At 66.7% G+C, this 21,324-nt stretch carries 20 protein-coding genes and 1 pseudogene; 10 read left to right on the top strand and 11 right to left on the bottom strand.

The genetic code is table 11. The annotated features are described in order from the left end of the window. The 4 genes from traN to AC3WJB_RS16205 form a co-directional block, all read left to right on the top strand. A partial coding sequence (gene traN, locus AC3WJB_RS16220; RefSeq protein WP_492683350.1) for a conjugal transfer protein TraN occupies positions 1-1,326 on the top strand: 1,326 nt, incomplete at its 5' end. 25 nt (positions 1,327-1,351) lie between these two features. Next, positions 1,352-2,122, top strand: a complete 771-nt coding sequence (locus tag AC3WJB_RS16215) for a hypothetical protein (RefSeq protein WP_492683348.1) — start codon at positions 1,352-1,354, stop codon at positions 2,120-2,122. A 3-nt stretch (positions 2,123-2,125) separates the two neighbouring features. Continuing rightward, entirely contained in the window at positions 2,126-2,584 is a 459-nt protein-coding gene (locus AC3WJB_RS16210; protein ID WP_153037880.1) for a hypothetical protein, read from the top strand. Positions 2,585-2,587: 3 nt separating this feature from the next. Then, a complete protein-coding gene (locus AC3WJB_RS16205; protein WP_068098964.1) occupies positions 2,588-3,154 on the top strand; it encodes an HAD domain-containing protein in 567 nt (188 codons plus the stop codon). 15 nt (positions 3,155-3,169) lie between these two features. Here AC3WJB_RS16205 and AC3WJB_RS16200 read toward each other — a convergent pair whose 3' ends face one another. From AC3WJB_RS16200 to AC3WJB_RS16175, 6 genes are all read right to left on the bottom strand, one after another. Next, positions 3,170-3,604: a protein-disulfide reductase DsbD N-terminal domain-containing protein gene (locus AC3WJB_RS16200; protein ID WP_068098966.1), complete on the bottom strand. Its 435-nt coding sequence runs from the start codon at positions 3,602-3,604 to the stop codon at positions 3,170-3,172. Beyond that, positions 3,604-3,789, bottom strand: a complete 186-nt coding sequence (locus AC3WJB_RS16195) for a hypothetical protein (protein WP_068098968.1) — start codon at positions 3,787-3,789, stop codon at positions 3,604-3,606. Before AC3WJB_RS16195 ends, AC3WJB_RS16200 begins: the two co-directional genes overlap by 1 nt. 397 nt (positions 3,790-4,186) lie before the next feature. Beyond that, on the bottom strand, positions 4,187-5,275 hold the full coding sequence (locus AC3WJB_RS16190; protein WP_492683345.1) for a hypothetical protein: 1,089 nt from the start codon (positions 5,273-5,275) through the stop codon (positions 4,187-4,189). A 173-nt stretch (positions 5,276-5,448) separates the two neighbouring features. Further along, positions 5,449-6,693, bottom strand: coding sequence for a tyrosine-type recombinase/integrase (locus AC3WJB_RS16185; protein WP_153037882.1), 1,245 nt, complete (start codon positions 6,691-6,693; stop codon positions 5,449-5,451). 134 nt (positions 6,694-6,827) lie between these two features. Next, positions 6,828-7,061: a hypothetical protein gene (locus tag AC3WJB_RS16180; protein ID WP_068098973.1), complete on the bottom strand. Its 234-nt coding sequence runs from the start codon at positions 7,059-7,061 to the stop codon at positions 6,828-6,830. A gap of 71 nt (positions 7,062-7,132) precedes the next feature. After that, positions 7,133-7,468, bottom strand: a complete 336-nt coding sequence (locus AC3WJB_RS16175; protein WP_068098975.1) for a hypothetical protein — start codon at positions 7,466-7,468, stop codon at positions 7,133-7,135. 214 nt (positions 7,469-7,682) lie between these two features. On the opposite strand from AC3WJB_RS16175, the gene AC3WJB_RS16170 reads away from it, so the two are divergent. The 5 genes from AC3WJB_RS16170 (at position 7,683) to AC3WJB_RS16150 (ending at position 12,033) form a co-directional block, all read left to right on the top strand. Then, positions 7,683-9,458 carry a DNA-binding protein gene (locus AC3WJB_RS16170; RefSeq protein WP_068098977.1) on the top strand — a complete coding sequence of 592 codons (1,776 nt, stop codon included), beginning with the start codon at positions 7,683-7,685 and terminating at the stop codon, positions 9,456-9,458. Next, positions 9,455-10,144 carry a hypothetical protein gene (locus tag AC3WJB_RS16165; protein ID WP_369501603.1) on the top strand — a complete coding sequence of 230 codons (690 nt, stop codon included), beginning with the start codon at positions 9,455-9,457 and terminating at the stop codon, positions 10,142-10,144. Before AC3WJB_RS16170 ends, AC3WJB_RS16165 begins: the two co-directional genes overlap by 4 nt. Positions 10,145-10,448: 304 nt before the next feature. After that, a complete protein-coding gene (locus AC3WJB_RS16160; protein ID WP_082824056.1) occupies positions 10,449-10,853 on the top strand; it encodes an H-NS histone family protein in 405 nt (134 codons plus the stop codon). 82 nt (positions 10,854-10,935) lie between these two features. Continuing rightward, the gene (locus AC3WJB_RS16155; protein ID WP_068098982.1) at positions 10,936-11,688 is read left to right on the top strand and encodes a GIN domain-containing protein; all 753 of its coding nucleotides are present in this window, start codon (positions 10,936-10,938) and stop codon (positions 11,686-11,688) included. A gap of 9 nt (positions 11,689-11,697) precedes the next feature. After that, on the top strand, positions 11,698-12,033 hold the full coding sequence (locus tag AC3WJB_RS16150; RefSeq protein ID WP_153037883.1) for a hypothetical protein: 336 nt from the start codon (positions 11,698-11,700) through the stop codon (positions 12,031-12,033). 31 nt (positions 12,034-12,064) lie between these two features. Here AC3WJB_RS16150 and AC3WJB_RS16145 read toward each other — a convergent pair whose 3' ends face one another. Further along, positions 12,065-15,100, bottom strand: a complete 3,036-nt coding sequence (locus AC3WJB_RS16145) for an error-prone DNA polymerase (RefSeq protein WP_235604436.1) — start codon at positions 15,098-15,100, stop codon at positions 12,065-12,067. A gap of 188 nt (positions 15,101-15,288) precedes the next feature. On the opposite strand from AC3WJB_RS16145, the gene AC3WJB_RS16140 reads away from it, so the two are divergent. Then, on the top strand, positions 15,289-16,020 hold the full coding sequence (locus AC3WJB_RS16140) for a hypothetical protein (protein WP_068098985.1): 732 nt from the start codon (positions 15,289-15,291) through the stop codon (positions 16,018-16,020). Between the two features lie 16 nt (positions 16,021-16,036). Here the strand turns inward: AC3WJB_RS16140 and AC3WJB_RS16135 are convergent, their stop codons facing one another. The 4 genes and pseudogenes from AC3WJB_RS16135 to AC3WJB_RS16120 all read right to left on the bottom strand — a co-directional run. Beyond that, a complete protein-coding gene (locus AC3WJB_RS16135; RefSeq protein WP_082824057.1) occupies positions 16,037-17,422 on the bottom strand; it encodes a Y-family DNA polymerase in 1,386 nt (461 codons plus the stop codon). Continuing rightward, on the bottom strand, positions 17,382-18,047 hold the full coding sequence (gene imuA / locus AC3WJB_RS16130; protein WP_153037884.1) for a translesion DNA synthesis-associated protein ImuA: 666 nt from the start codon (positions 18,045-18,047) through the stop codon (positions 17,382-17,384). The genes AC3WJB_RS16135 and imuA overlap by 41 nt, the downstream gene beginning before the upstream one ends. Positions 18,048-18,056: 9 nt before the next feature. Then, positions 18,057-18,602, bottom strand: a complete 546-nt coding sequence (locus AC3WJB_RS16125; protein WP_161487783.1) for a LexA family protein — start codon at positions 18,600-18,602, stop codon at positions 18,057-18,059. Between the two features lie 281 nt (positions 18,603-18,883). Then, positions 18,884-21,316 (bottom strand): annotated as a pseudogene (locus AC3WJB_RS16120) (Tn3 family transposase); the annotation flags it as partial. Between the last annotated feature and the right edge of the window lie 8 nt (positions 21,317-21,324).

Raw genomic sequence — 21,324 nt, 5'->3', positions numbered from 1 at the left:
ACCACCAAACCTCAGATCCCGCCCGGATGGACCGAGCAGGAAGCGATCCAGTGGCAGACCCAACAGCAGGACAAGCTGCCCGACGGCATGGGCGGCGTGGAGTCGCTCAATCTCGACTTGAACAAACTGACATTCATGGCCGGCAAGAAGCTGGACTGCAAGAACATGCTCGGCGGCCTGCTCAAGTGCTGCAAGAAGCCGGTGCCGGATGCGAACAAGAGTTGGTGGGACGCCTACCGCAAGAACCAGAAGAAGGCCACCGCGGTCAACGCCGACAAGCTGGTGGAGCACGTGCAAGGCGCGTGGTCGCAGATGGACTCTGGTGCTGACCACTGGGACCTGTCGCAGTCATTCACGTCTAGCTTCGAGAACCTGCTCGGTGGCGGCGGCGACGTGTCCGGTGACGAAACGGGCAGCATGGCCGAAGTGAATGCTGCCTTCATGAAGGACCAGAACACGCGGGTCAAGCCGAACCTGCAATGGTATTGCGACGACTCGGATTTCGAGACCGCCGTTCAGCGCAATGCGGGCACCTGTCACTACCTTGGTTCGCGGTGCCAGAGCAAGGTTCTGGGGACGTGCCTGGTCAAGAAGGAGGTCTACTGCTGCTTCAACTCGCCGATGAGCCGCATGATGCGTGAGGAGCTCCTCCAGCAAGGCGTCGGCGACATGGGTACGGCGAAGCACCCCAACTGCGCCGGCATCCCCATGGCCCAGATGATGAGCCTCAACATCGGAACAGAGGATGACCTCAACGAAATCATCGGGCGCATGCAGATGGGTGGCTTCCTGCCCGATGACGTGATGGACCCGAAGGTCGCCGAGGACCTCTACACCGGCTCGGGCAACAACTACGGCAACCCCGACCGCGTCCCAGTCAGCGAGCGCACCGGGCAGCGCCTGGACGACATGGACTATCAGGGCTCAACGGCAGCGATCGAGGCCGACGTGTCCAAGACCGTCCCCACGCAGACCTCCGATGCGCCGACCGGCCCGGGCGAGATCACCTTCGCGACCGGTTTCTACAGCGTCACAAGCGGCAAGCCGGTGGCCATTTCGATCACGCGAAACGGCGGCAGCGGCATGGTTTCAGTGGTGGTGTCGACCCAGCCGGGTAGCGCGCTGGACGGTCGGGACTACAGAGGTGTCAGCGAAACCGTGTACTGGAGCCAAGGTGACGTCACCAGCAAGACCGTCACGATTCCGACGACCGCCTTCACGGGAACGGCGAAACGCGTGTTCCGCGTTTCGCTAGGTCAGCCGACGGGCGGGGCCGTGGTGACGCCCTATACCACCGACGATGTCGAACTTCTTCCGGAGAACTGATGTGAGCCTGATGTCCGCTGCGGCCATGCCGCTGTTCTATGAAAACCTAGCCGATGATCTGCCCGCGGAAGCCGGCAATCGGCTGCGCCAGTTCATGTGTGCCGACAAGGCGCTGAGCGAAGGCCTTGTCGTCGCCGTCCGCCGCGCCTTCGCCGCCTCGGGCGCCACACCCAGCGACTCGCTGGATCGAGATCGTCGCAGCTTCGTGCTGCGTTGTGTCAGCGCGGTGTTGGATCCTTTCGCACCGCCGACGTTCGGCGATGGAATCAACTGGCAGAACCCCGAGTATCTGGCCATGCTGGAGGCCTGCGCGCTGTTCAGCGCACACCTCATGCGTGACTTGTTCGCTCGGTTCGGCCAGGTGTCTGGCGCCGCCGGAGACGCCGACAATCGTGATGGCGTGATCTACCTTAACGGCCGTCCGCTGTCACCCACCGACGTCGCTGAGCGGATCCTGATGGTCTACCAGCTCACCCACGTCGAGGCGATGGAAAGGGTGCTGCAGGCAGCGTGGGATGAACGCACCACTGAGCGCTACGCCAATCGCAATATCACAACGATGCTCGATGGGCGCGTTGCGTGGACAACGGATCGGGATGCGTTCAGCGCGGGACCGGACGGGCTGCGCTGGCGACGCAGCGGCACGACGTGGTTCGGGGCAGGGTACGTGTTCGGGTCGCGTCCGGACATCATGTTCTCCGACCACGCCGTGATGCGGATGAATCACGCGGCGGTTCAGTCGACCAAGGACCTGTGGCGCGGGAGTCCGCAGGTAGCCAAGCCTCAGCTGGTGTAGCCCGTGACCCGTGAACTCTGGCAACGGGACTTCGACGAACTGCGCTCGCGTCGACCAACGACATGGGCCGCGTGGGTTGGTGAGCCGGTCGTGGTGGTGCCAGCGATGGTGGGCCGCGTCTTCGGGCTCGTTACGATTGCGTTCGGCCGCCTGATGGTCAGCAGAGCAATCCTTGACGCGCCCGCGTATGTGCGCCGATTCCTGCTCGCACGGGCGTGGGGGAGGGTGGTACGCGGCCACCTCCTGGCCTCCGTGGGTGTTCTCCTATGTGCTGGCGCGGCCGCACTAATCGGCGCCGACCGCGGATTCGATGAGGTCGCCCTTGCCGCAGCGCTCAGCGGGGTCATTTGGCTTGGCTGGCTGGGCCTGCGAAAGCGCACGGATGAGGCGGACGCGGTCGCTGCCTCGTTGGTCGGCGATGCCGGCGTGCGCGCTGGCCGGCGCTGGCGTCGTCGCGGGTAGCCCATGGGTTCTCTCGCCACGTGGCTACGCGTACTGCTGAATCCGTTCGCGGAGCATGAGCCGGCCTCGGCAGTCGGTAAGGCCGTGGCGCCGCCGCCGGTCACGCAAGAAACTTGGCCATCGCCGCCAGCGGACGCGATCGCTCTCTTTCTGGATTTCGACGGCGTGCTGCACCGCGCCGAGAACGGTTCCTTCGAGAGGATGCCGCAGCTGGTCACGCTGATGCAGCGCTTTCCCCAGCTTCACATCGTCCTGTCGACCAACTGGCGGCTGCATGCGCGCCGGCTGCAGCTGCTGGACTACTTCCCGGACGCGATCCACGAGCGACTGATCGGGGTAACCCCGTATCTTCCATCGTCCTGGCCGCCGCGCCGAGAGCGCGAGTGCCACGCGTTTGCCCATCGCGCGGGCCTCACCCGCTACGTCGCCCTCGACGATGACGCCTCTGGGTACTCTGAGGGGTGTTCCTTCCTGGTGCTTACCGATCGGTATGTCGGATTGGACGACGATGCGGTGTCCCGCGTCGAGGCGCGCCTGGTGGCGCTGGGCGCGATCGCTGCAGATTCCTGACCGCGGGACGCGACATCAGCCGCGCGGCGAGAAGCCCGCTTGCATGCCCTCGGCGGGCACGTCGATCGTCAAGGGCGGGAAGCAGACCTGCGGCTCCAGCAGATGGCACCCCTGAATGCTCACCGACACGTGGCCAGTCGCCACGGGGGCCACCGGAATGCGCATCGTGAAGGGGGCGAGGTACTCCTCGGCGAAGCCTCCGAGCCCGTCAGGGGCCACCGTTCCCTCCGGTAGGAACGGGGTGCCGGCCACCATCCCTGGCAGTTTTGCAGTCACCCTGATGCGATCTCGATAGACGGCGTAACCCGGCGCTACGGCCCAGGTCAGGACCAGACCGTTGTCAATGCGGGTCGCGCCGACCAGGCGAAAAGCGTCCCGCGCATCGAGGACATCCGCTGCCGATGCAGCGAATGGGGACAGTAGCGCCAAGGCGAGTACCCAGCGGCGCATCAGTGAGCTTCGCTGCGGTAGGTGTTGTGAAGGACGGCGTCGCTGCGGTCCTCGAGCAGCGACTTGAGCAGGCAGGCGTCGTTCGCGGCGTCAACCGGATCGCGCGGCAGGGCCGCGGTCAGGCTCGCCTTGAGCCAGCTGGACGTTGCGGGGTCGGCCAGGATGGCCTCGATGGATGGTGGCATGACGCAGCTCCTTGGTGGAGCCCGTACAGTACGCGCGCGCTTTCTGCCTGGTCGACCGAAACGTAGCGATTCGCGCCCGCGGTTCCGGTTGTCTATTTTGGGTCGGCCCTACCGCGAGTCAGGCAACGTCATCCGGGCGGTTGCGCGCCCAGCTCGTCGAATCCTCGATCGTCAATCGGCCTGGCGCTGATCCGGCATAGTGCGTTCGCGCGGTATTGGCCTCTTCCCATGTCCGGCGCCGACAGACCTCAATGGGTGCGCGGTTGAGCCAGTGCACCACAACCCACTCAGCGCGTGGCGTGGAGGCGGACTTCGTCATCATGCAGCCTTTCAGCAGTGAAAGCCGTCGCGAGTCTGCCGCTCGACGGTCTCAGCAACTGCGAAAGTACTCCGGGCGTCAGAAGCCGTACGACGAGGTCTGCCAATCCTTGAGGACACGGTAGTCGCACTCCGGCATGACGATCGTTCCCGCCTCTGCGGCGCGAATGACGCGTTCGCCGGTGTCGCTCTCCACTCGGTTGCCGTGGAGCATGTAGAAGTACCAGCCGAACGGCACCCCGATGCGCCGATCCAGCTTTTGCAGTGCGCCATAGAACTCGTAGTCGCCGCCCTTGCTGGCGTTTACCTTCGCCAGCGGGCGGTTGAACGCCCACATCGGCACCATGTCCATCTCTCGTCGCCCACTGGGATCCGTCCAGTCCGTGAGCTGCAGGACCCAGTGCTCGCAGAGCCGGTAGGGGCTGGCACTGGAGCGGTGCCAGTCGAGGAAGAAACGCCGATGCTTGGCAGCGAAGCGATCCCACCCAGGCCACAGCTCGTCCGGCGTCTGGATCGTGCCCTCTTGCGTCCCGGATGAAGTCACCTTGTACCGCCTCTCTCGGAATGCCTCCCGACGCACGTCCTCCAACGAATCGGCCACCTTCAACCAGTCCTCGACGTCAACGACGCGGCGCAGGCGGTAATTGCGTGGGCGCACGGGCACGCGTTCGGCTTCGGGAAGCTGGAGGCCCTGGTCCGCTTCGCGCTGCAGCGCCTCGAGCGTCGTCGGCACACGCCAAGTTCGGCCGGCGAGGAGCTCGCGATCGAGGATCTCGTCTTCTACGTCCACTTCCACCTGCAGGAAGTCGGAGGGCTCGCCGGTGAGTCCGGGAGCGACGAAATACAGGGTCGTGATCTGACACTGGCTCAGGCGGTAGCCGCCCGCGTCAAGCCGAGAGCACGTCTCGGCCACGCTCCCGCCGTCTCGGGCTACCTCCTGCGCGAGCCAAGCCTCGTGATCGTCCGCTACCAGCGTTCCGTCGGCGCCGAAGACTTTGCGACGGTGCAACCACATGCCGCCGCGTGTTGTTGCGAGCTGGGCCATCTCCAGGGCGGGCTCGCGCCGGAGCCGTTCGAGCAGGTTCGCGTGCTTCTGCACGGGGGCGCAGGCGCCGACGGCGGCCGCGAGACCCGGGTAGTGACGCAGGTAGGAGGCCGGTGATTCCATGCGGTTGCTCATGCGCTTGCGAAAGGGAAGAAAGTGAGATGCAGGATAACGCCGAGTCAGGGTCGAGGCGGCCGTGGCTGCCGGCGAGCATATAGCCCGCCAGGGCGGTCGGCGAATCCGAGCGTGCGCCACCCTGAAGCCTTGCACTGCCTCTTCAACTTAGCGCGCACCGGTCAGTCGTCAGGATGCCGCAAACGCTGCAATTTCCGGAAGCGCCGTTCGCCGGCACGCTTGGCCTCGGGCTGTCCCGCGTACTTCGCCGGCATGCGCGGATCCTTCCACCCGCCCGCCTGCTGGACTTCGGCGTTTGTCGCACCGGCCTCGACCATGTCTTGTGCGCCGGCCACGCGCGTTGAGTGGCCACTCAGGTGTTCGACCTTGACACCGGCGAGCCGTGCAGAACGGCGGAAAATAACTCCGACTTCCTGCGTAGAGAGGGGTGGCCACTGGTAGCGCTCGCGCTCGGTGCCGGACGTAATGGATGCAGGTACGGGCCGTGGCTCGTGGTCCGCGTCGCGCTCCCGCACGGCGTGAAAGATGAAAGGCGAGGGGCCGGCCACGGCGCGCCATGCGTCCAGGTCGTTCATCGTTTCCGGCCGGAGATAGCGGAGGACACCCGTACCTACCTGATCCGTTTTCGTTTTGCCAAATCGGTAGGTGCCGCTGCCGTCAGAAGCCCAGGTCAGCCGCCCCCACTCGGCGGAGACCAGCTCGGCCGACCGCATCATGAGATCGTAGGCGGTGTTGATGAGGGCGGCATCACGGAGATCGCGCCGGCGCTGGGCGACCTCGACCACCTGATGGTCCGTTTTCTTAGCGCGCCGCGTTGGACGTGGACTGTCGGCATCGCGCAGCCATGTAGTGGCCTGTTCGACAGCACGAAGGCCGAAAGGCTTTGCCTGCTTCTGTTCACCCGAGAGCTTGTCGCGCACCCGACCCCGCCACCAGCCCTGTGCATTCTGGCCATCCATAGGGTCCGGACAGTGGCAACGCCAGTTCATCTGAGTGATCGACCAGAGGTGGTGCTCCAGGGTCGCCTTCTTACGTCCGCACGCGATCATGATGTCAATGAACTGGACGACATCGGCGAACGCCGACGGGAGCACCACGCGATCGTAGTGCAGGCAGAAGGCGAGCCAGTTGAGCCAATCAGACGCCAGGCCCTTCACACTGTTGGGCGCGTGCGGGCGGATGTCGAGTTGGACGCGCTCGGCCTGTCCGGCACGCGCGGCTGCCTCCTGCTCGGGTGTCAACTCGATGCGCAGACGGTCGACGAGGCGGGGGGACAGCTCGCGTCCATTCCCCGCCACCACTGAATCTGGCGCCGATGGCAACTTGGCCGTGTCCGCGCCGCGCGCTGACTTCGCCTTTAGTTGGGCCCGTTCGGCCGCCCACGGCAGGGGTGGGTAGCGGGCCACCTTCTCTGGTCGTGGTTTTTGCGGACGCCCGCGGCGACGGGGAGGGGCTGCCTCAGTCACGGGCTGCCACCCATGCGTCGATCACCGTTTGCAAACGAGCGTCGGCCGCGCGCGCGCCGCCGGGATGCGCCATGTCAGGAGTGCCCATGGCTTGCATTGAACGCGGACAACTTGTGCTCCGCCACGCGCTGGGCGTGGGTCTCGTTGAGGCACTTGCGCCCCCAGAGGCGTCGCTTGCGGCCGGTGGCGTCGATGCCTTGGACCTCCGCGTGCCACGCCCAGCTCAAACCGCGGCCGGACAGCAATCCCGTGCCGGCCCGGTAGGTGGTGGCCTCAAAGCGGACGGGCGCAAATGCGGTCTTCGTCATGGGGGTCTCCTCGTTCCATTGGTGTGCCTGCAGACCGACCGCATCGGCGGTCGGGTTACTACGTTCATCCTCTAATCAGGAGCGGTCGACGGGGAGACGCCGGAGGCGTACTGCGCCATCGCCGCGCGCACTTGCGCACGGATGGCGTCGCGAGTAGCGTCCGGGGCACGATCCCACAGGGCATCCTTGGCGAAGACCAGGAATCCCTGTAGCTCGGCGTCATCGCGGCCGGTGGCCCTGTCGATGGCCTTGTCCACCGGTGAGCGGCGGGTTCCGCGCGCCGTGCCGGCCAGCCGGTCGTACTCCGCACGCAGCGATGGGTGCGCGAGCGCGACTTCCAGGACGAAGCGCAGCGCGGCCGCCTCGATCGTCACGTGGTCCACCGCGTTCTGCGGGACACCTTCCATATTTTCTCCCTCGGCCGGCTCGTCCGGTGCCCCGAGTGTACGCCCTATTTATCATGCTGCAACAAGTGCCATTGTCACTGCCAGATAAATACCCCTCCAAGTCGATTTATGTATGCCTGTAAAGCAGTGCATTACTGCAATATTGACAGACGGTCGGCGCGACGCGCATGATGCGGCCCAACGCGGTCACCGGCCGCTCTCGAGTGCCGATTCCATGCCTGCTTCGCCCCGTTCCCGCCGCACTGGTGTCGACAAGGAGGCCCAGGCGCGCGCCGCGTGGCTCGCCCTAATCGACAGGCTCACGAATGGCCAGCCGGGCGTTCGCCGGACTTGGACCGACGACGACGCGCTGGCTGCGCTCGCCGCCGTCGGTGAGAACCGCCAGTCCGTGGTGGCGCTGACCGGCAGGCTCTACGAGCCCGCGACCACGCCGGCGCGCCTGCAGGACGTCGAGCGCTTCGGCGAGGTGCACTTCACCGCAGAAACCACGCCGGCCGGCGACTCCGTCGTCGCCTTCCCGACCGCGAATCGGCAGGTTTGGCTGACCCCCGAGGCGCTGACGTACCTGCCGTGCCCGGCGTCGCCCGCGGACGGCGTCTTCGTGCTCACCGTCGCCGACCCGGTCGGCGCGCCACCCGGCCAGAAGCTGCCCGCGCCGGCGTACCTCCAGGAGGCCGACGGCGCGGGGACGCGCGCACGCTGGGTCGCCGGCGGCCTGGTGCTGGCCACCCGCGGCAGCGCGGTTGAGGCCGGCGTCCTCACCGCCCCCGCCGAGGCGTGGTTCGATTTCCCGGCCCTGGTGCGCTGGGTGGGCCGTACCCTCGGGACGCCGCCGCCGCGCACGACGGCCGAAGGCCTCGACGATCCCGCGCTCCTCGACAGGCTCACCGAAGCGCTGGCGCGCCACCGCACGGCCGCCGGCGCCGCACGCCACGGCGCCAAGGCCACCCAGGGGGACGTCGACGCGATCGCCCGCGCGGCGATCGCGATCGGCCTGCAGCCGACCGTGGCGATGCTGACGCGGGTGCTCGGTCGCGGCTCGGCCTCGACCTTGCACCCGCTCTTGAAGGCGTTCTACCGCCGCGCCGTGCCCGAGGGCTTGCTGCCCGGCGCCGAGGCCGCCCCCGCCCACGACGTGCCCCCAGCCTTCCTGGCCCTGCTCGACCAGCTGCGCGCGACGGCCCGCGCGGAGGGCGAGGCGGCCCTCGCGCCCCAGCGCGCCGCACTCGCCGAGCGCGAGGCCGCCGCGGAGGCCCGCGAGGCGGCGCTCGCCGCCGACCAGACGGCCCTGGTGAAGGAGCGCGAGGAGGTAGCCAACGTCGAGAAGGAGCGTGCCCGCTACGTCAGCCACCTCGAAGCCCAGCTCGCCGAGGCCACCCGCGAGCGCAACGAGGCGCGAAACATCGTCGCCGGCCACGAGGCGCTTATCCATCGGCTGGAAGCGGAGGCCGCCGCGGCACGCGAGCAGCAGGCCGACTTGGCTGCACGCACCGCCGCCGAACTCGCCCGCGCGCGCGACGAGCACGGCGCTCTTGCGGCAACCGAGCGTGAGCAGCTGCAAGCCCTCGCCCGACTCGAGAGCGAGCGCGACGCTCTCGCTCTCGCCCGAGAAGATCTCGTCGACCGCCTCGCCCAGCTGCAGCGCGCAGCCACCGCCGAGCGGGAGGCGGCCGAGCGCCGTTTCGCCGCGGCGGAAGCCGAGGCCGAGACCCGCGTACGCGATCAGGCGCGGTGGTTCGACAGCCACCAACAGACAGTCGATGATCTCGACCGTGCATACCGCGCCCTTGAGGAGATGCGTTCTCGCACTGACGCGCTGCGTGGCAAACTGGAGACGGCGCAATCCGACCTCGCTGCGCAGGGTCAGGCGCTTGCGGCGGCCCGCGCCGCGCAGTCCGCCGTGCAGCAGGAGCGTGACCACCTGGCGACGCTTGTCAGCCGCCTCGGCGGTACCCCATCTACGCCGGCCAAAGGAGGCCACGCCCGATGAGTTCTCGAACATTCCAACGCAAGCTAGCGCGCGGCCTTGCGTATACCGTGGCGGTGCCCTACTACTTTGGCAAGGCCCTGATCGGTGCGGCCCTGACATCGTCCACCCCGGCCCGCCGGTCGGGCACGTCCAAGCGCCCCACGCGGCATGCCGAGGAAGCGGCCAGTGGCCCGATCCCCGGGCCGACCCTGCCGGGGCTGGTCGAGCGCATCCAAACCGGCGCTGTGTTCTACCTCGACACGAACATCCTCATGGAGTCGACCTACACGCCGGCACTGGATCGGTTCCTGGACGCCCTCGCCGCACATGGCGCCTATATCCCTATTAGCGCCACCCAGCGCGAGGAGATCCAGCAGCTACGAAAGTCCGGGGAGCCCGCGCGACAGTCACTCGCGTCGGCAGCCAGCCGCTGGCTAACGGCCGGAGCGGCGCGCCAGGTGATCCGGTTCCTCGACGCGCTGCCTGGTCCCCGAACGTCCTATCTGGACAACGAGATCGTCCGCGCTGCGCGGGCGCATCTTGCCGACGCGGAGGTCGCGGCACCCTTCGTCTACGTGGTCACCGACGATGTCGAGCTCAGCGGCCGGCTCCACTCCGCGGCGCCGACGCTGCGCTGCGACCCCGCTAGTGTGGTCGTGGTCACGGGGCGCCAGTTCGCCGCGTTGACCTTGCAGCCGCTGGACTGACCATAACGCCGCGATGAGGGCGCGTACAGCCCCTCCCTGTGCCATCCCGCGACCGCCTGGGACGGCCAGCATCTTGCTTCGCGGTCAGCGGAACTCGTCTAGCCTGTCCGAGAACCCTTCCCGGGCGGCGCCCACGATTCCCTCCAGCTCCAGCGGGTTCACCGTCACAACGGGAATATTCAGCCGCGAGGCTTCCTCCGTGCCCGAGTTGGTCGCCGTGCGACAGGGAACTTCCTATACTCGGTCGGGCTTGGCAGACACCACTCGATAGAGAGGTTTCCAGAAACCCTTTTGAGGATCGCAAATGGCACTGAAACTCGATGGCATGTCACCGAAGGAATTGGAAAGCCTGATTCGAGATGCGCAGGCACGCATGGCCTCCGCGCGTTCCGAGCAGGTTGCATCGGTCCGAGCGAAAATCGACGTGTTGCTCAAATCGGAAGGTCTGCAGCTCGCCGATGTTTACCCAAGCCGCGGTGGCAAGCCAGGAAAGCGCGCCGGAGCTGGCATCACCAAATATCGCAATCCCGCGAACCCCTCCCAGACCTGGACGGGGCACGGCATGCGACCGCAGTGGTTCGTAGCCGCCCTGAAAAAGCCCGGTGTGACCGAGGCGATGCTCCTCATCGACGCGCCAGTGCGCAAGCGCGCCGCGTCCAAGGCAGCCAGAGCACCGGCGAAACGCGCGCCGGCACGACGCAAGAAGTAGGCACCACACGAACGGGCGCACGGCGACCAAGCACCGCGTGAACAATGGATTGCCGAGATTAAGAAAGGGAGCTGCTATCGACATGCACCACGACCATCGTCCCACTCACCCTTTCACGCAGCTGCGCCTGAAAGGTGCAATCGACCTCTTCGTGCAGCGCGGTGAGGTTGCTCGGCTCACTGTGATCGCGAACGACGCCGAGCGCTGTTCGTGGGTTCGTACTGACTTCATGGGGAACACCCTAACCATCGACTCGTCCTTCCGTGGTGGCGGGGTGGTAATCCGCAATGGCCGTGTTTCGGTCAGCGCGTCCAACGGCTCCATCGCTGCAGGGGGTAGCATCAACATTCGCGGTGCACGTTCCAGTCAGCATTTCCATGGGTCCGTGGCGGTAGTCGCCACCGGCGATGTGGTGATCGAGAATGGGCGGGTAGCCTCGACCGGAGGCGCGTTGGTCGACGGCGGAACCGTCCGTGTCGAACTGATCCTTCCGACGATCCCCGACATTGCCGTCGAAGGCAGTGGTGACGTGCTGATAGAAGAGGTCCAGCAGGAGACGCTTGAGCTGGCGTTGGTAGGCTCGGGCACCGTCATTGCGTCAGGGTCGGTTGGGCAAGTCGATGTTCGCCTCGCGGGGTCTGGCGATGTCGACGCCCGCGGACTCGCTGCGTCGCGCGCGGACGTCGTGTTGACCGGCTCGGGGGACGTGCGCGTGCACGCAAGGCAGTGGTTGCGTGCGCATCTGGCCGGTTCGGGTGGCATCGTCGTTCACGGCTCGCCGCCAGTACGGCAGGATTCCGTCACCGGCAGCGGCGACATCCGCTACTGCGACTGAGGCTTACCGATGGCGCCTTATGACGAAGCTCTCGACTGGGTACGCCATCACCCCGAGGCTCCAGAAGCACTCGGACTCGCGAAGCTCATCCTTTCCCTGCATCACCCCGCCTATGCCTTCTCCTTCCGCGAATGCACCGACGGTATGGACGATGCACGCATGGCGCTTGCGTTGCGGGTGGTCGGTCAGTTCGTGCGCGTAGGGCGGGAGGACGACTCGATGCTGGCGGTGGCATGCACGATCGCCGAGTGGTATCCGATCCTCACGCGGCGGGCGGAGCAGCTGGAGGGAGCGAACCGGGCGTTCGACGCAATCGTTCAAGCCGAAGAAGTAGTCGACCGATAGCTGGCGAGAATCACCAGCGACCGGATTGGCGCTACGCCAGAGCAGGTCGAACCGTCGCAGCGATCAAGTGGGTGACCCCGTCGATGTGCTCAATGCGACCATCCACGACGACTGGCTCGGTTGAGCGCAGCACGAGCCGGCAGTGTTCGCCGACATCGGGCCACACGACAACGTTGAGCCAGGCGGTTTCGTCTTCCAGGGTCAAAAAGGTCACGCCGCCAGCGGCGGGTGGGGTCTGGCGCATGCCAATCATGCCAGCGACACGCAGACGCCGCCTGTGCGGGGAGCGCGCGGCCTCGGCCAGCGTGGCGTAGCCGTGGCCGCTGAGCGATGCCCGCACCAAGGCCATCGGGTGACTGTCTGGTGAGAGGCCCATCGACGTGTAGTCCGCCGCCATTTCTTCGCCGACTGTGGGCGTTCGCAGTGCGATTGTCCCTTCGTCCGAGCTTCCAAACAGCGGTAACGTGGCCTCGATGCCGCTGGCGACCCAGCGTGCGACGTGCCGGTGTCCGGCGAGGCCGCCCAGTGCACCGGCATCCGCCAGTAGCGGCAGGTCCCGCTGATCCAGTGCCGCGCGGCGCGCCAGGTCGGACACATCGCGGAAGGGTGCCTCACGACGCGCAACCAGGATGCGCTCGACGCTTTCGGCTCGGAGGCCGGAGATCTCCCGCAGGCCCAGACGTACGGCAGCACGTGGCGCGGCGCCCTCCAGCCGCGCCTCCCATCCACTGACAAGCACATCCGGTGGGCGAATCGCGATACCGCGGCGCCGAGCGTCCTGCCCCAGCTGATCGCGCGTGTAGAACCCCATCGGCTGGGCGTTGAGCAGCGCCGCGAGGAAGGCGCTCGGGTAGTGAGCCTTGAGGTACGCCGACGCATACGCGAGGAGAGCGAAGCTGGCTGCATGCGACTCGGGAAACCCGTACGCACCGAAGCCGCGGATCATCTCGAATACCTGCGCCGCGAAGGCGGCGGTGTAGCCGCGCTCGGTCATGCCGGTCAGCAGCCGCGTGCGGAAGTGCTCCAGCGTGCCGTGACGCTCCCATGCGCCCATCGACCGGCGCAACTGGTCGGCCTCGCCCGGCGTGAAGCCGGCGGCGACCACGGCGAGCTGCATCACCTGCTCCTGGAAGATCGGCACCCCCAGCGTGCGCTCGAGCACGCCGCGCACCTCGGGCGATGGGTAGCTGGCCACCTCCCTGCCCTGCCGCCGGCGCAGGTACGGATGCACCATACCGCCCTGGATCGGGCCGGGCCGGATGATCGCTGTCTGCACCACCAAGTCGTAGAAGCACGTCGGCCGCATGCGCGGAAGCATCGCCATCTGCGCCCTGCTCTCCACCTGGAACACACCTACAGTGTCGGCGCGGCGGAGCATGGCGTACGTCGCCGGGTCTTCGGCCGGGATGTCCGCAATCGACAGGGATACGCCGTGGTGGCGCCGGATCAAGTCGAACGTCCGGCGCAGGGCGGAAAGCATGCCAAGCGCGAGGATGTCGACCTTGAGTAGGCCCATGGTCTCCAGGTCGTTCTTGTCCCACTGGATGACGGTGCGTCCTCGCATCGTCGCAGGCTCGACCGGCACCAGATCGGTGAGCGGCGCGGCGCTGATGACGAAACCGCCGACATGCTGCGAGAGGTGCCGCGGCGTGCCGACCAGCTGCATGGCCAACACCAGCAAGCGGCGCATCGCCGGCGTGTCGGTGTCGATACCGGTCTCGGCCAGGCGTGCCGGCATCGTCGCGGCCTCTCCCCACCCGTCCATGGCGCGGGCCAGTCGGTCGATCAGCTCCTGATCTAGGTCGAGGGCGCGGCCCACGTCGCGTACCGCGCTTCGCGGCCGGTAGGTAGTGATCGCCGCGGCCAGCGCCGCGCGGTCGCGGCCGTAGCGGCCGTACACGTACTGGATCACCTCCTCCCTCCGAGAGTGCTCGAAGTCGACGTCGATGTCCGGCGGCTCGGCGCGCTCACGCGACAGGAATCGCTCGAACAGCAGGTGCCCACGCTCGGGGTCCACCTCGGTAATACCGAGCGCGTAGCAGACGACGGAGTTCGCGGCACTCCCCCGACCCTGGCAGAGGATCCCGCGCGACCGAGCGAAGCGAACGATGTCGTGCACCACCAGAAAGAACGCCTCGTAGCCCAGCTCGGCGATCAGCGCCAGCTCGCGGTCGACCTGGGCAGCCAGCGCCGGCGGCGTGCCGGCTGGCCAGCGCATCGCGGCGCCCTCGTCCACGAGTTGACGCAGCCAGGCCGTAGGCGCCTGGCCCAGAGGCACCACGTCGACCGGATGACGGTAGCCCAGCGTTGAGAGATCCAACTGGCACCGCGCCGCGATGCGCAGCGTCTCGGCCAGCAGCGCTGGCGGATACAGCGCCTGCAGCTCGGAGGGCGCACGCAGGTGGCGTTCGCCGTTCGGGAACAGTTCGCCGGCGGCGTCCGCCACGGATTTTCCCAGCCTGATCGCGGTGACGGTGTCCTGTAGCGCGCGCTGGCCGCGCGTCGTCATGTGCACGTCGCCGGCGGCGACCAGCGGCAGGCCGGAGGCCTCGCCGATCGCGCACAGGGTCGCCAGCGTTTCCGCGTCACGGTCGCCACGGTGTAGCTCGACGGCGAGCCAGGCGCGACTGGCGAACGTCTGTGCCACGCGATCCGCCCACGCCGCCGCATCGTGGGGCACGTGGCCGTGGTGGTCAGCGCCGCAGAGAAGGGCGAGCAGCCCTTCGTGGTTCCCGATCGTGTCCTCCCAGCGTGCCGCATAGCTTCCCTTCGCGGCGCGGCCGCGCGCGATGGTGATGATCCGGCAGAGGTTCGTGTAGCCGGTGCGGTCGCTGGCCAGCAGCACCAGTCGCGCGCCGTCCTCCAGCTCGATCTCGCTGCCGACGATCAGCGGCACGCCAGTGGCACGCGACGCCTCCAGCGCGCGGACGACCCCGGCCAGACTGCACACGTCGGTGATCGCGAGGGCTTGGTAGCCCAGCGCGGCGGCGCGGTCGAATAGTTCGCGTGCGCTGGCCAACCCGCGCAGGAAAGAGAGATTCGAGAGGCAATGCAGCTCGGCGTACATCAGGCGACCTCGACATGCCGCAGGCTGAATCGCCGTGCTACGATCCTCCCCGGCGCCGGCCAGCGCCCGCTGCTCACCGTTGGCAAACCCTTTCGGGATGGCTTCCAAACCACACCACCTGATTCCCCTCTGCAGGTGAATCTTGGCAGTGAGCACCGGGCGTTCGCCTCCAGCGAGGAGTCAGCGTCATGCGTTTCATCCCCACCACGACCGCGAAGGTCGAATCCCTCAAGAAGCAAGCCAAGCGCCTGCAGCGCAATGGCGGCGGCAAGCACGCCGATCTGTTGAACCGCGTCGCGCGCACGACCGGGTACGAGCACTGGCACCACGTCACGCTGTGTCTGCGCGAGACAGAAGGCGTCAGGCAGGGCCGGTCGCTCCAGTCCACCATCGAGCAGATCCTCACCCGCGAGCAGCACGGCGAGGTCGCCATCGTCGGCACCGGTTCGGAGACATCGACGACACAACCCTTCCTGCTCTTCTCGACCGGTCTTGGCGACGCGTGGTTGCTGGACCCGATCGGGCACAAGGCCTGTTGCCTCATGTGGCGCGGCGACCGGCAGTCGCCCACGATCCGAGATCTGCCGGAGCGGCTGGAGATCCTCTGGGAAGGGCACTACGAGTTGCGCGGCGCGTTCTTCGAGGTCGACCTGGACCATCCTCTGATCGGCCACCGCGCCATTGGCGGCTACCCCGTGGATGCGCTGCGGGAGTTCCTGCTGTCGGCGCAGCCGGCCGAGGAGTCGATCGCCCAGGTGTTCGGCCAGAACGATGCCGTGCCCCTCACGCCCGACATGATCCGGCAGTTGGCGCACGAAGGTTGGCAAGCGGATCAGCTCGCCGCAGCAGCGCGCCAAGGTGCGCGCTATTCGCCGACGCGGGACGCGATGCTGTTTCCGCCTATGCAGGATCCGAAGTGATGGCGCGACCACGGCGTCACCCAAACCAGCCGTGCACGAACCAGGCGTCGGTGCGCAGGTCCTGGTAGACCCACCACGTGGCGCCGGCGTCGCCGCGCGCCACGTAGTAGTCGCGCCGGCTATCGGCGCCGTCCCACCAGCCCGACTCCATGCGCTCCGGACCGGCGATCAGCCGCGCCGGGTCGCACCGCCATGGCCGCGGCGCCGGCAACAACCACGCGGGTCGGCGCCTCGACGACACGGCGGCACCGTCGGCGCCGGCGATCGCCACGCGGCGCTGGGTCCGCTCCGGTCGTGGATCGGCGACAGGGGCGAGCCCGTAGACCGCCTCCTGGCCGAGCCTCGCGCGCAGGCGATCGAGCAGCGCGACCACCCGCTCATCGCCGTCCTGCTCGAACAGCGACGCCGAGCACGGTGCCTCCCGTGTCGCGTCAAGACGTAGTTGCAGTCCGACGACCGGCCCCGGCCACGGCGTGCCGGCCAGACGTTCGACGGTCAGGGCCTGCAGCTGGCGTGGGTCGGCGGTGCCGGCGGCGGCCGCCACAGTGATGGCCGTCTCGCGTCGATCATCGGTGCGCAGCACCAGCGACCAAGTCGCGGCGCGCTCGCCCCGGCACGCAACATGGGCGGCGAGGTCGCCCAACAGGCGACGTAAGGGAAACTGCAGGACCTCCACGCTCGCCAACGGATCGTCCCATTCGGCCTCGCGCACGAACTCCACCGGCGGCACCCAGTTCTCGCGCGGATCCGGGCGCTCGCCCAGCAGGCGCTCGAGCAGCGTCACCGCCGGCACACCCAAACGGCGCGCCAGGCCCGCGCGTGGCAGGGCCAGAACGTCACCCACCCGCTGCGCACCGATGCGGCGCAGGAGCTGATGCGCGGTCGCTGGCAGCGGAAGGGCCGTCGCCGGCAGGTTCGACAACGCGGTACGCAGATCCGGTATCTCGGCGATCGTCGTTCCCGGCCGGTGTGTGGCCAGCATCTCAGCCGCCAGTGGCGTCGGTGCGATCGCTGCGCGCCACGTCACGCCGGCGTCGGCGAGCGCCGCTCGCGCCGCTCGGCGCACGCCGGCCAAGCCGCCGAGTAGCCGCCGGCTTCCGCCGATCTCGCCCAGCAGGGTGTCGCTTCCCGGCACCAGCACCACCTGGGAAGTGATCCTGGCCAGCCGCGGCGCAAGCTCGGCCAGCGCCCTGCCTCGCTGCGCGGCATCGGTCCGCCGCACGTCGAGCGGCGAGAGGAGCGCCTGGGCGGTGGCCACCCGCATGCCGGGGCGAATGCCCGCTGCCAGCGCCAACGGACAGACGTGGCGGATCGTGCCCTCGACGGCGACTCGGGCGACACCGGCTCGGCCGGCCGGCACCTCAAGGGCGAGCAGAGGAAGTTGGCAGGCAAGCCAAAGCATTCGACCACTCCACTCGCACCGGCGACACCGGTGGGCCGCGCCGCTTCAACACGTCGACCTGTATCGCGCCGGCGCCGGCGCCGTGCAGGGCCAGACGCAGTGGCACGCCGTTGGCGACGGTCGAGGGCGGACAGAAGATGAAGGCCAACCCACCGCCGGCCGCGATCGCGAGGCTGAGTCGACGCGCGACCCGATCGTCCAGCGGCGTGGTCCACCACAGCAATACCGCGGTGAAACCACCGCTTCGCAGGATCTGCTCGGCTGCCCAGCGCCGATCTCGGCCTTCACGGGAGTGGGCAACCGTGATCGCGCGTGGCGCCAGTCCCACTGCGTGCAGCGCGGCCAGGCCCGGCTCGGCCGGAGGATCGAGAAAGGCCACCCGGCCCGCCTGCTCGCGCCACGCCAGCGCGCCGGCGAGCAGCTGCAGCTCACCGACGCCGGCGCTGGCCAGCTGCAACTCCACCAGCGCACCGCGCGGCCAGCCGCCACCGGGCAGCACGGCATCGAGGAGCGGAAAACCGCTGGCCACCGTGCCGCGTGGCTGAGCGGCTACCTCGCCCGCGCGGCGAACGCCGGCGGCGCGTAGGCCACCGTCGAGCGGAAGGAGAGAGGCGGCGGAGGGCACGGTATCGCCTCACCCGCTCGTCGCCACGCGGCCGCGTCGGCCGAAGGTGCCAATCACCACGCCGAGGATCTCCAGCGAGTGCTTTGGGCGCCGCGGACGGTATTCCGGATCGGTATTGGCCGGTTTGAGGTAGAGGCCGTCCTCATCGCGCGCGAGGGTCTTGATCGTTTCCTCACCGTCGATCAGCGCATAAACGATGTCCCCCAGCATGGGGTCGCGGCGATCCTCGTAAACAGCGGTGTCGCCATCCAGTAGCCCGGCGTCGATCATCGACATGCCGCGGATCGGTACCAGGCGCGTCATGTCCGGGTTCGGTGCCAACCAGGTGTCGATCGAGCGGCGCTCCACGGGTCCGGCGTCGCCAGTGTCGGGGATGCCGGCCGGCACCGGCCTCCCGAGCGGGAAACCGGCGAATCCGAAGCCGGGCTTCAACCGACCTTGGCCCCCCTCCGTCCGCGCCAGAACACCCGCATCAACCAGGCGAGCAATAACCCAGGACAGGGTGCCCTTGCTGGTGATTCCAAGGGGTTTCAGCTCCGACAGGAGCTCGCTCATGCTGGGCAAAATGCCATGCTTAGCGTGGTACGCGCGCAGCGCTTCTTCCACCGCCGGGGCAGATTTCTCGAATGGAACGGGGTGTCGGCGGGCGGGAGCCATGGTGCTTGGTCAGCTTGAACGGACGTTCAAGATACTCCGGTCCTGTCCGGTCTGCCAAGGGGTCCAGCCGAGATACGTGTAAAAATGGGACACTTGTTCTGAAAAGGAATGCTCTTTCAGAAGCTTGGCTAGAAATTTAGCTTGAGAGCTCAGCGTTCGCCCGGCTGAACGGACTGCGGCTATTCCAGCATGAGTTCCACCACAAAGGGATCGGGAACAGCTTCGATATCGATCAGATAGTCACCGAAGCGCTTAATGTGACCGGTCATATACGGACTCATGATGGCGACGTCCTCTCGCTTCGGCTTCAGTCCCTCGGTCGCCAGTTCACGAAGAATGCGTGTGAGGTCCACCGCATTGCTGAAAATGATCGCGTTGGTGACCAGATCGTTGTACTTGACTGTCTTCTCCTGCTCTTCGGGATCGTTGTCGGCGATCACCCCTTCCCCGCCGAAGAAGTTCCACTTGGCGAAGCCATTGTAGGCTTCGACCTTGTTGGTTGAGGCCGTGATTTTCTCGCGCAAGTCCAAGTCGGAGATGTAGCGCAACAGGAAGTTGGTGCGTACCACACGACCCAACTCGCGGAATGCCTGATAGAGCCGATTCTTGCGGCTGTTGTTGCCCAGTTTGCGCAACAGTGTCACGGATGAAATCTTGCCGGCGGTGATCGACAGCACCACCCGCATCAAATCCTTCCAGTGGGTTTCGATGAGCGCCCAGTCGATGGTGTCTTTGAACAGCGAGTCGATGTGTTCGTAGCGCGTCTCGGCGGAAGGGCGAAAGAACTTCAGATCCTGCCAATTGCGGATACGTGGCATCAGCTTTATGCCAAGCAGGTGCGACAGTGCAAAGACCGGCGCCGACTGTCCCTGGGTATCGGCATGCACCGTGTCGGGCTGAATATCGGACTTGTTCTTCAACAAGCCTTCGATGATGTAAATCGCCTCCCACACGCCGGACGGGATGAAGTGGGAGAACAGCGCGACATAGGTATCGGAGACATGGTGGTAGGCGATGCCGCCGTAGCCGCCATAACGGATGTGGTACTCGGCCATCAGATTCTGATCGCGCATGTCGTACTTCGTGCCGTCGGCGGCGGCACTCTTCCCGTCTCCCCACACCTTAGGCAGGTGCAGGGTGTTGTAGGCGTTGATGATGTCCTTGATCGCCAGGTCCAATTTCTTGCCGTTGATATGCCTGCGATTGACGAAAGAGAGCATGTGCGGTGTCACCGCGCCCCGGAAATGCCGTGCCGCCTGCACGGGCCCCAGATTGCTGCCATAGGTGAACGTGGTCAGGACGTAGCGTTCGGTGGCGCGTTCGAGCTTGGGATCGGAGCCGGAGAGCGGACCAAAATGTCGAGGGAAATTCACCCAATGGGCGACGTTGCACAGGATGTCGAGAATGTTGCGCTCGGGCATACGTTGAAGAATGGCGGTCTCCAGCGCCTTGGCCGATTCGGTGGGCTCCTTGGCGACAACGCGCTTGAGAACGGGAACCCCACGGTCATCGATCACGATCTGATTGTTGTCCGGATACGCGGCATCGATCTCTTCCGCCGTGCGGGTGAGTTCCTCCCGTAGTTGCGCAACAAACAGCGCGGCATCGGCGGGCAAGCCCAACTGGCCGCAGTAATCGGCCAGTCGGCTTTCGCATTCGTCCCAGGTCAAAAGCTGGCCACGATAGTCGGCATATTCCTCGGAGCCGCCGATTGCCATGTCGCCGGTCTTCAGCTCGTTGGCCAGGCAGGAAAAGACGCACACCTCAAGGTGCCGGCGGTGCAGACGAACGGTGCCGTCCTCGGCCCGATGGGACACGACACGCCGCCATCGCTCGTTGGCAAACGCCAGATCAACGGGCTCGTCGATCCAGTCACCGCGACGGGATTCGTGTTCCAGCACCAGCGCCAGGGCCTCCACCAGCGAACGATCTTCGCTGGTCGTGGATAGCTCAAGAAGCCGGACCATGCGATAGATCGTAGGCCGGTGGCTCTTGAAGAACTTCCATAGCAACGGGTAGTAGTTGTCGCCACTGTACGCATTGATCGCAGCGCAATCTTCCTGCAGCACCTCGATACCGCCTCGCTTGCTCAAGAGCTGCCGGATTTCACGCCCCGCCTCGGTGTCGCTCGGGTGCGTATCCAGCACCTGGATGACGTCGGTGAGAGTGGCAACGATGGTCTCGGTCTTCTCGCGATGGCGGACACGCAGCCGGTCCAACTCCTCCTTGCCACGACGATGCAGATTGTTCATCCGCTTGATGTACATCGCGGCCAAGTCGTCTCGGGCCTGAATGCGGGCCCGGTGAATGAGGCTGAGCAGCAGCAGGTGCCGTTTGGGCGGACCGAAATCCCGCAGTTCGGCGGCATCCAACGCTTTCGCTTCCGCCGCAAAATGCTTGATTTTGGTCTCGGGTACGCCGGCCAGGAGGTGGGCTTCACCGACCAGATTCGAGAGCCTGGCAATATGCTCGATCAGTCGCTGGAAATGTTGCAGCGAAGAGCGCTTGGGCAATTGCTTGATCAGCTGAAGCGGACTCTGGCGACGGCCGGACTCGACATCGAGCAACGCGTCCAGCTGGCTGATGTCGGACGGCGACAGGCGTTGTTGGACCAGGTGGG

The sequence above is a fragment of the Rhodanobacter sp. FW510-R10 genome (assembly GCF_058781105.1).
Note: the sequence above shows the minus strand (reverse complement) of the source record. Positions and strands in the feature narration are given on the sequence as shown.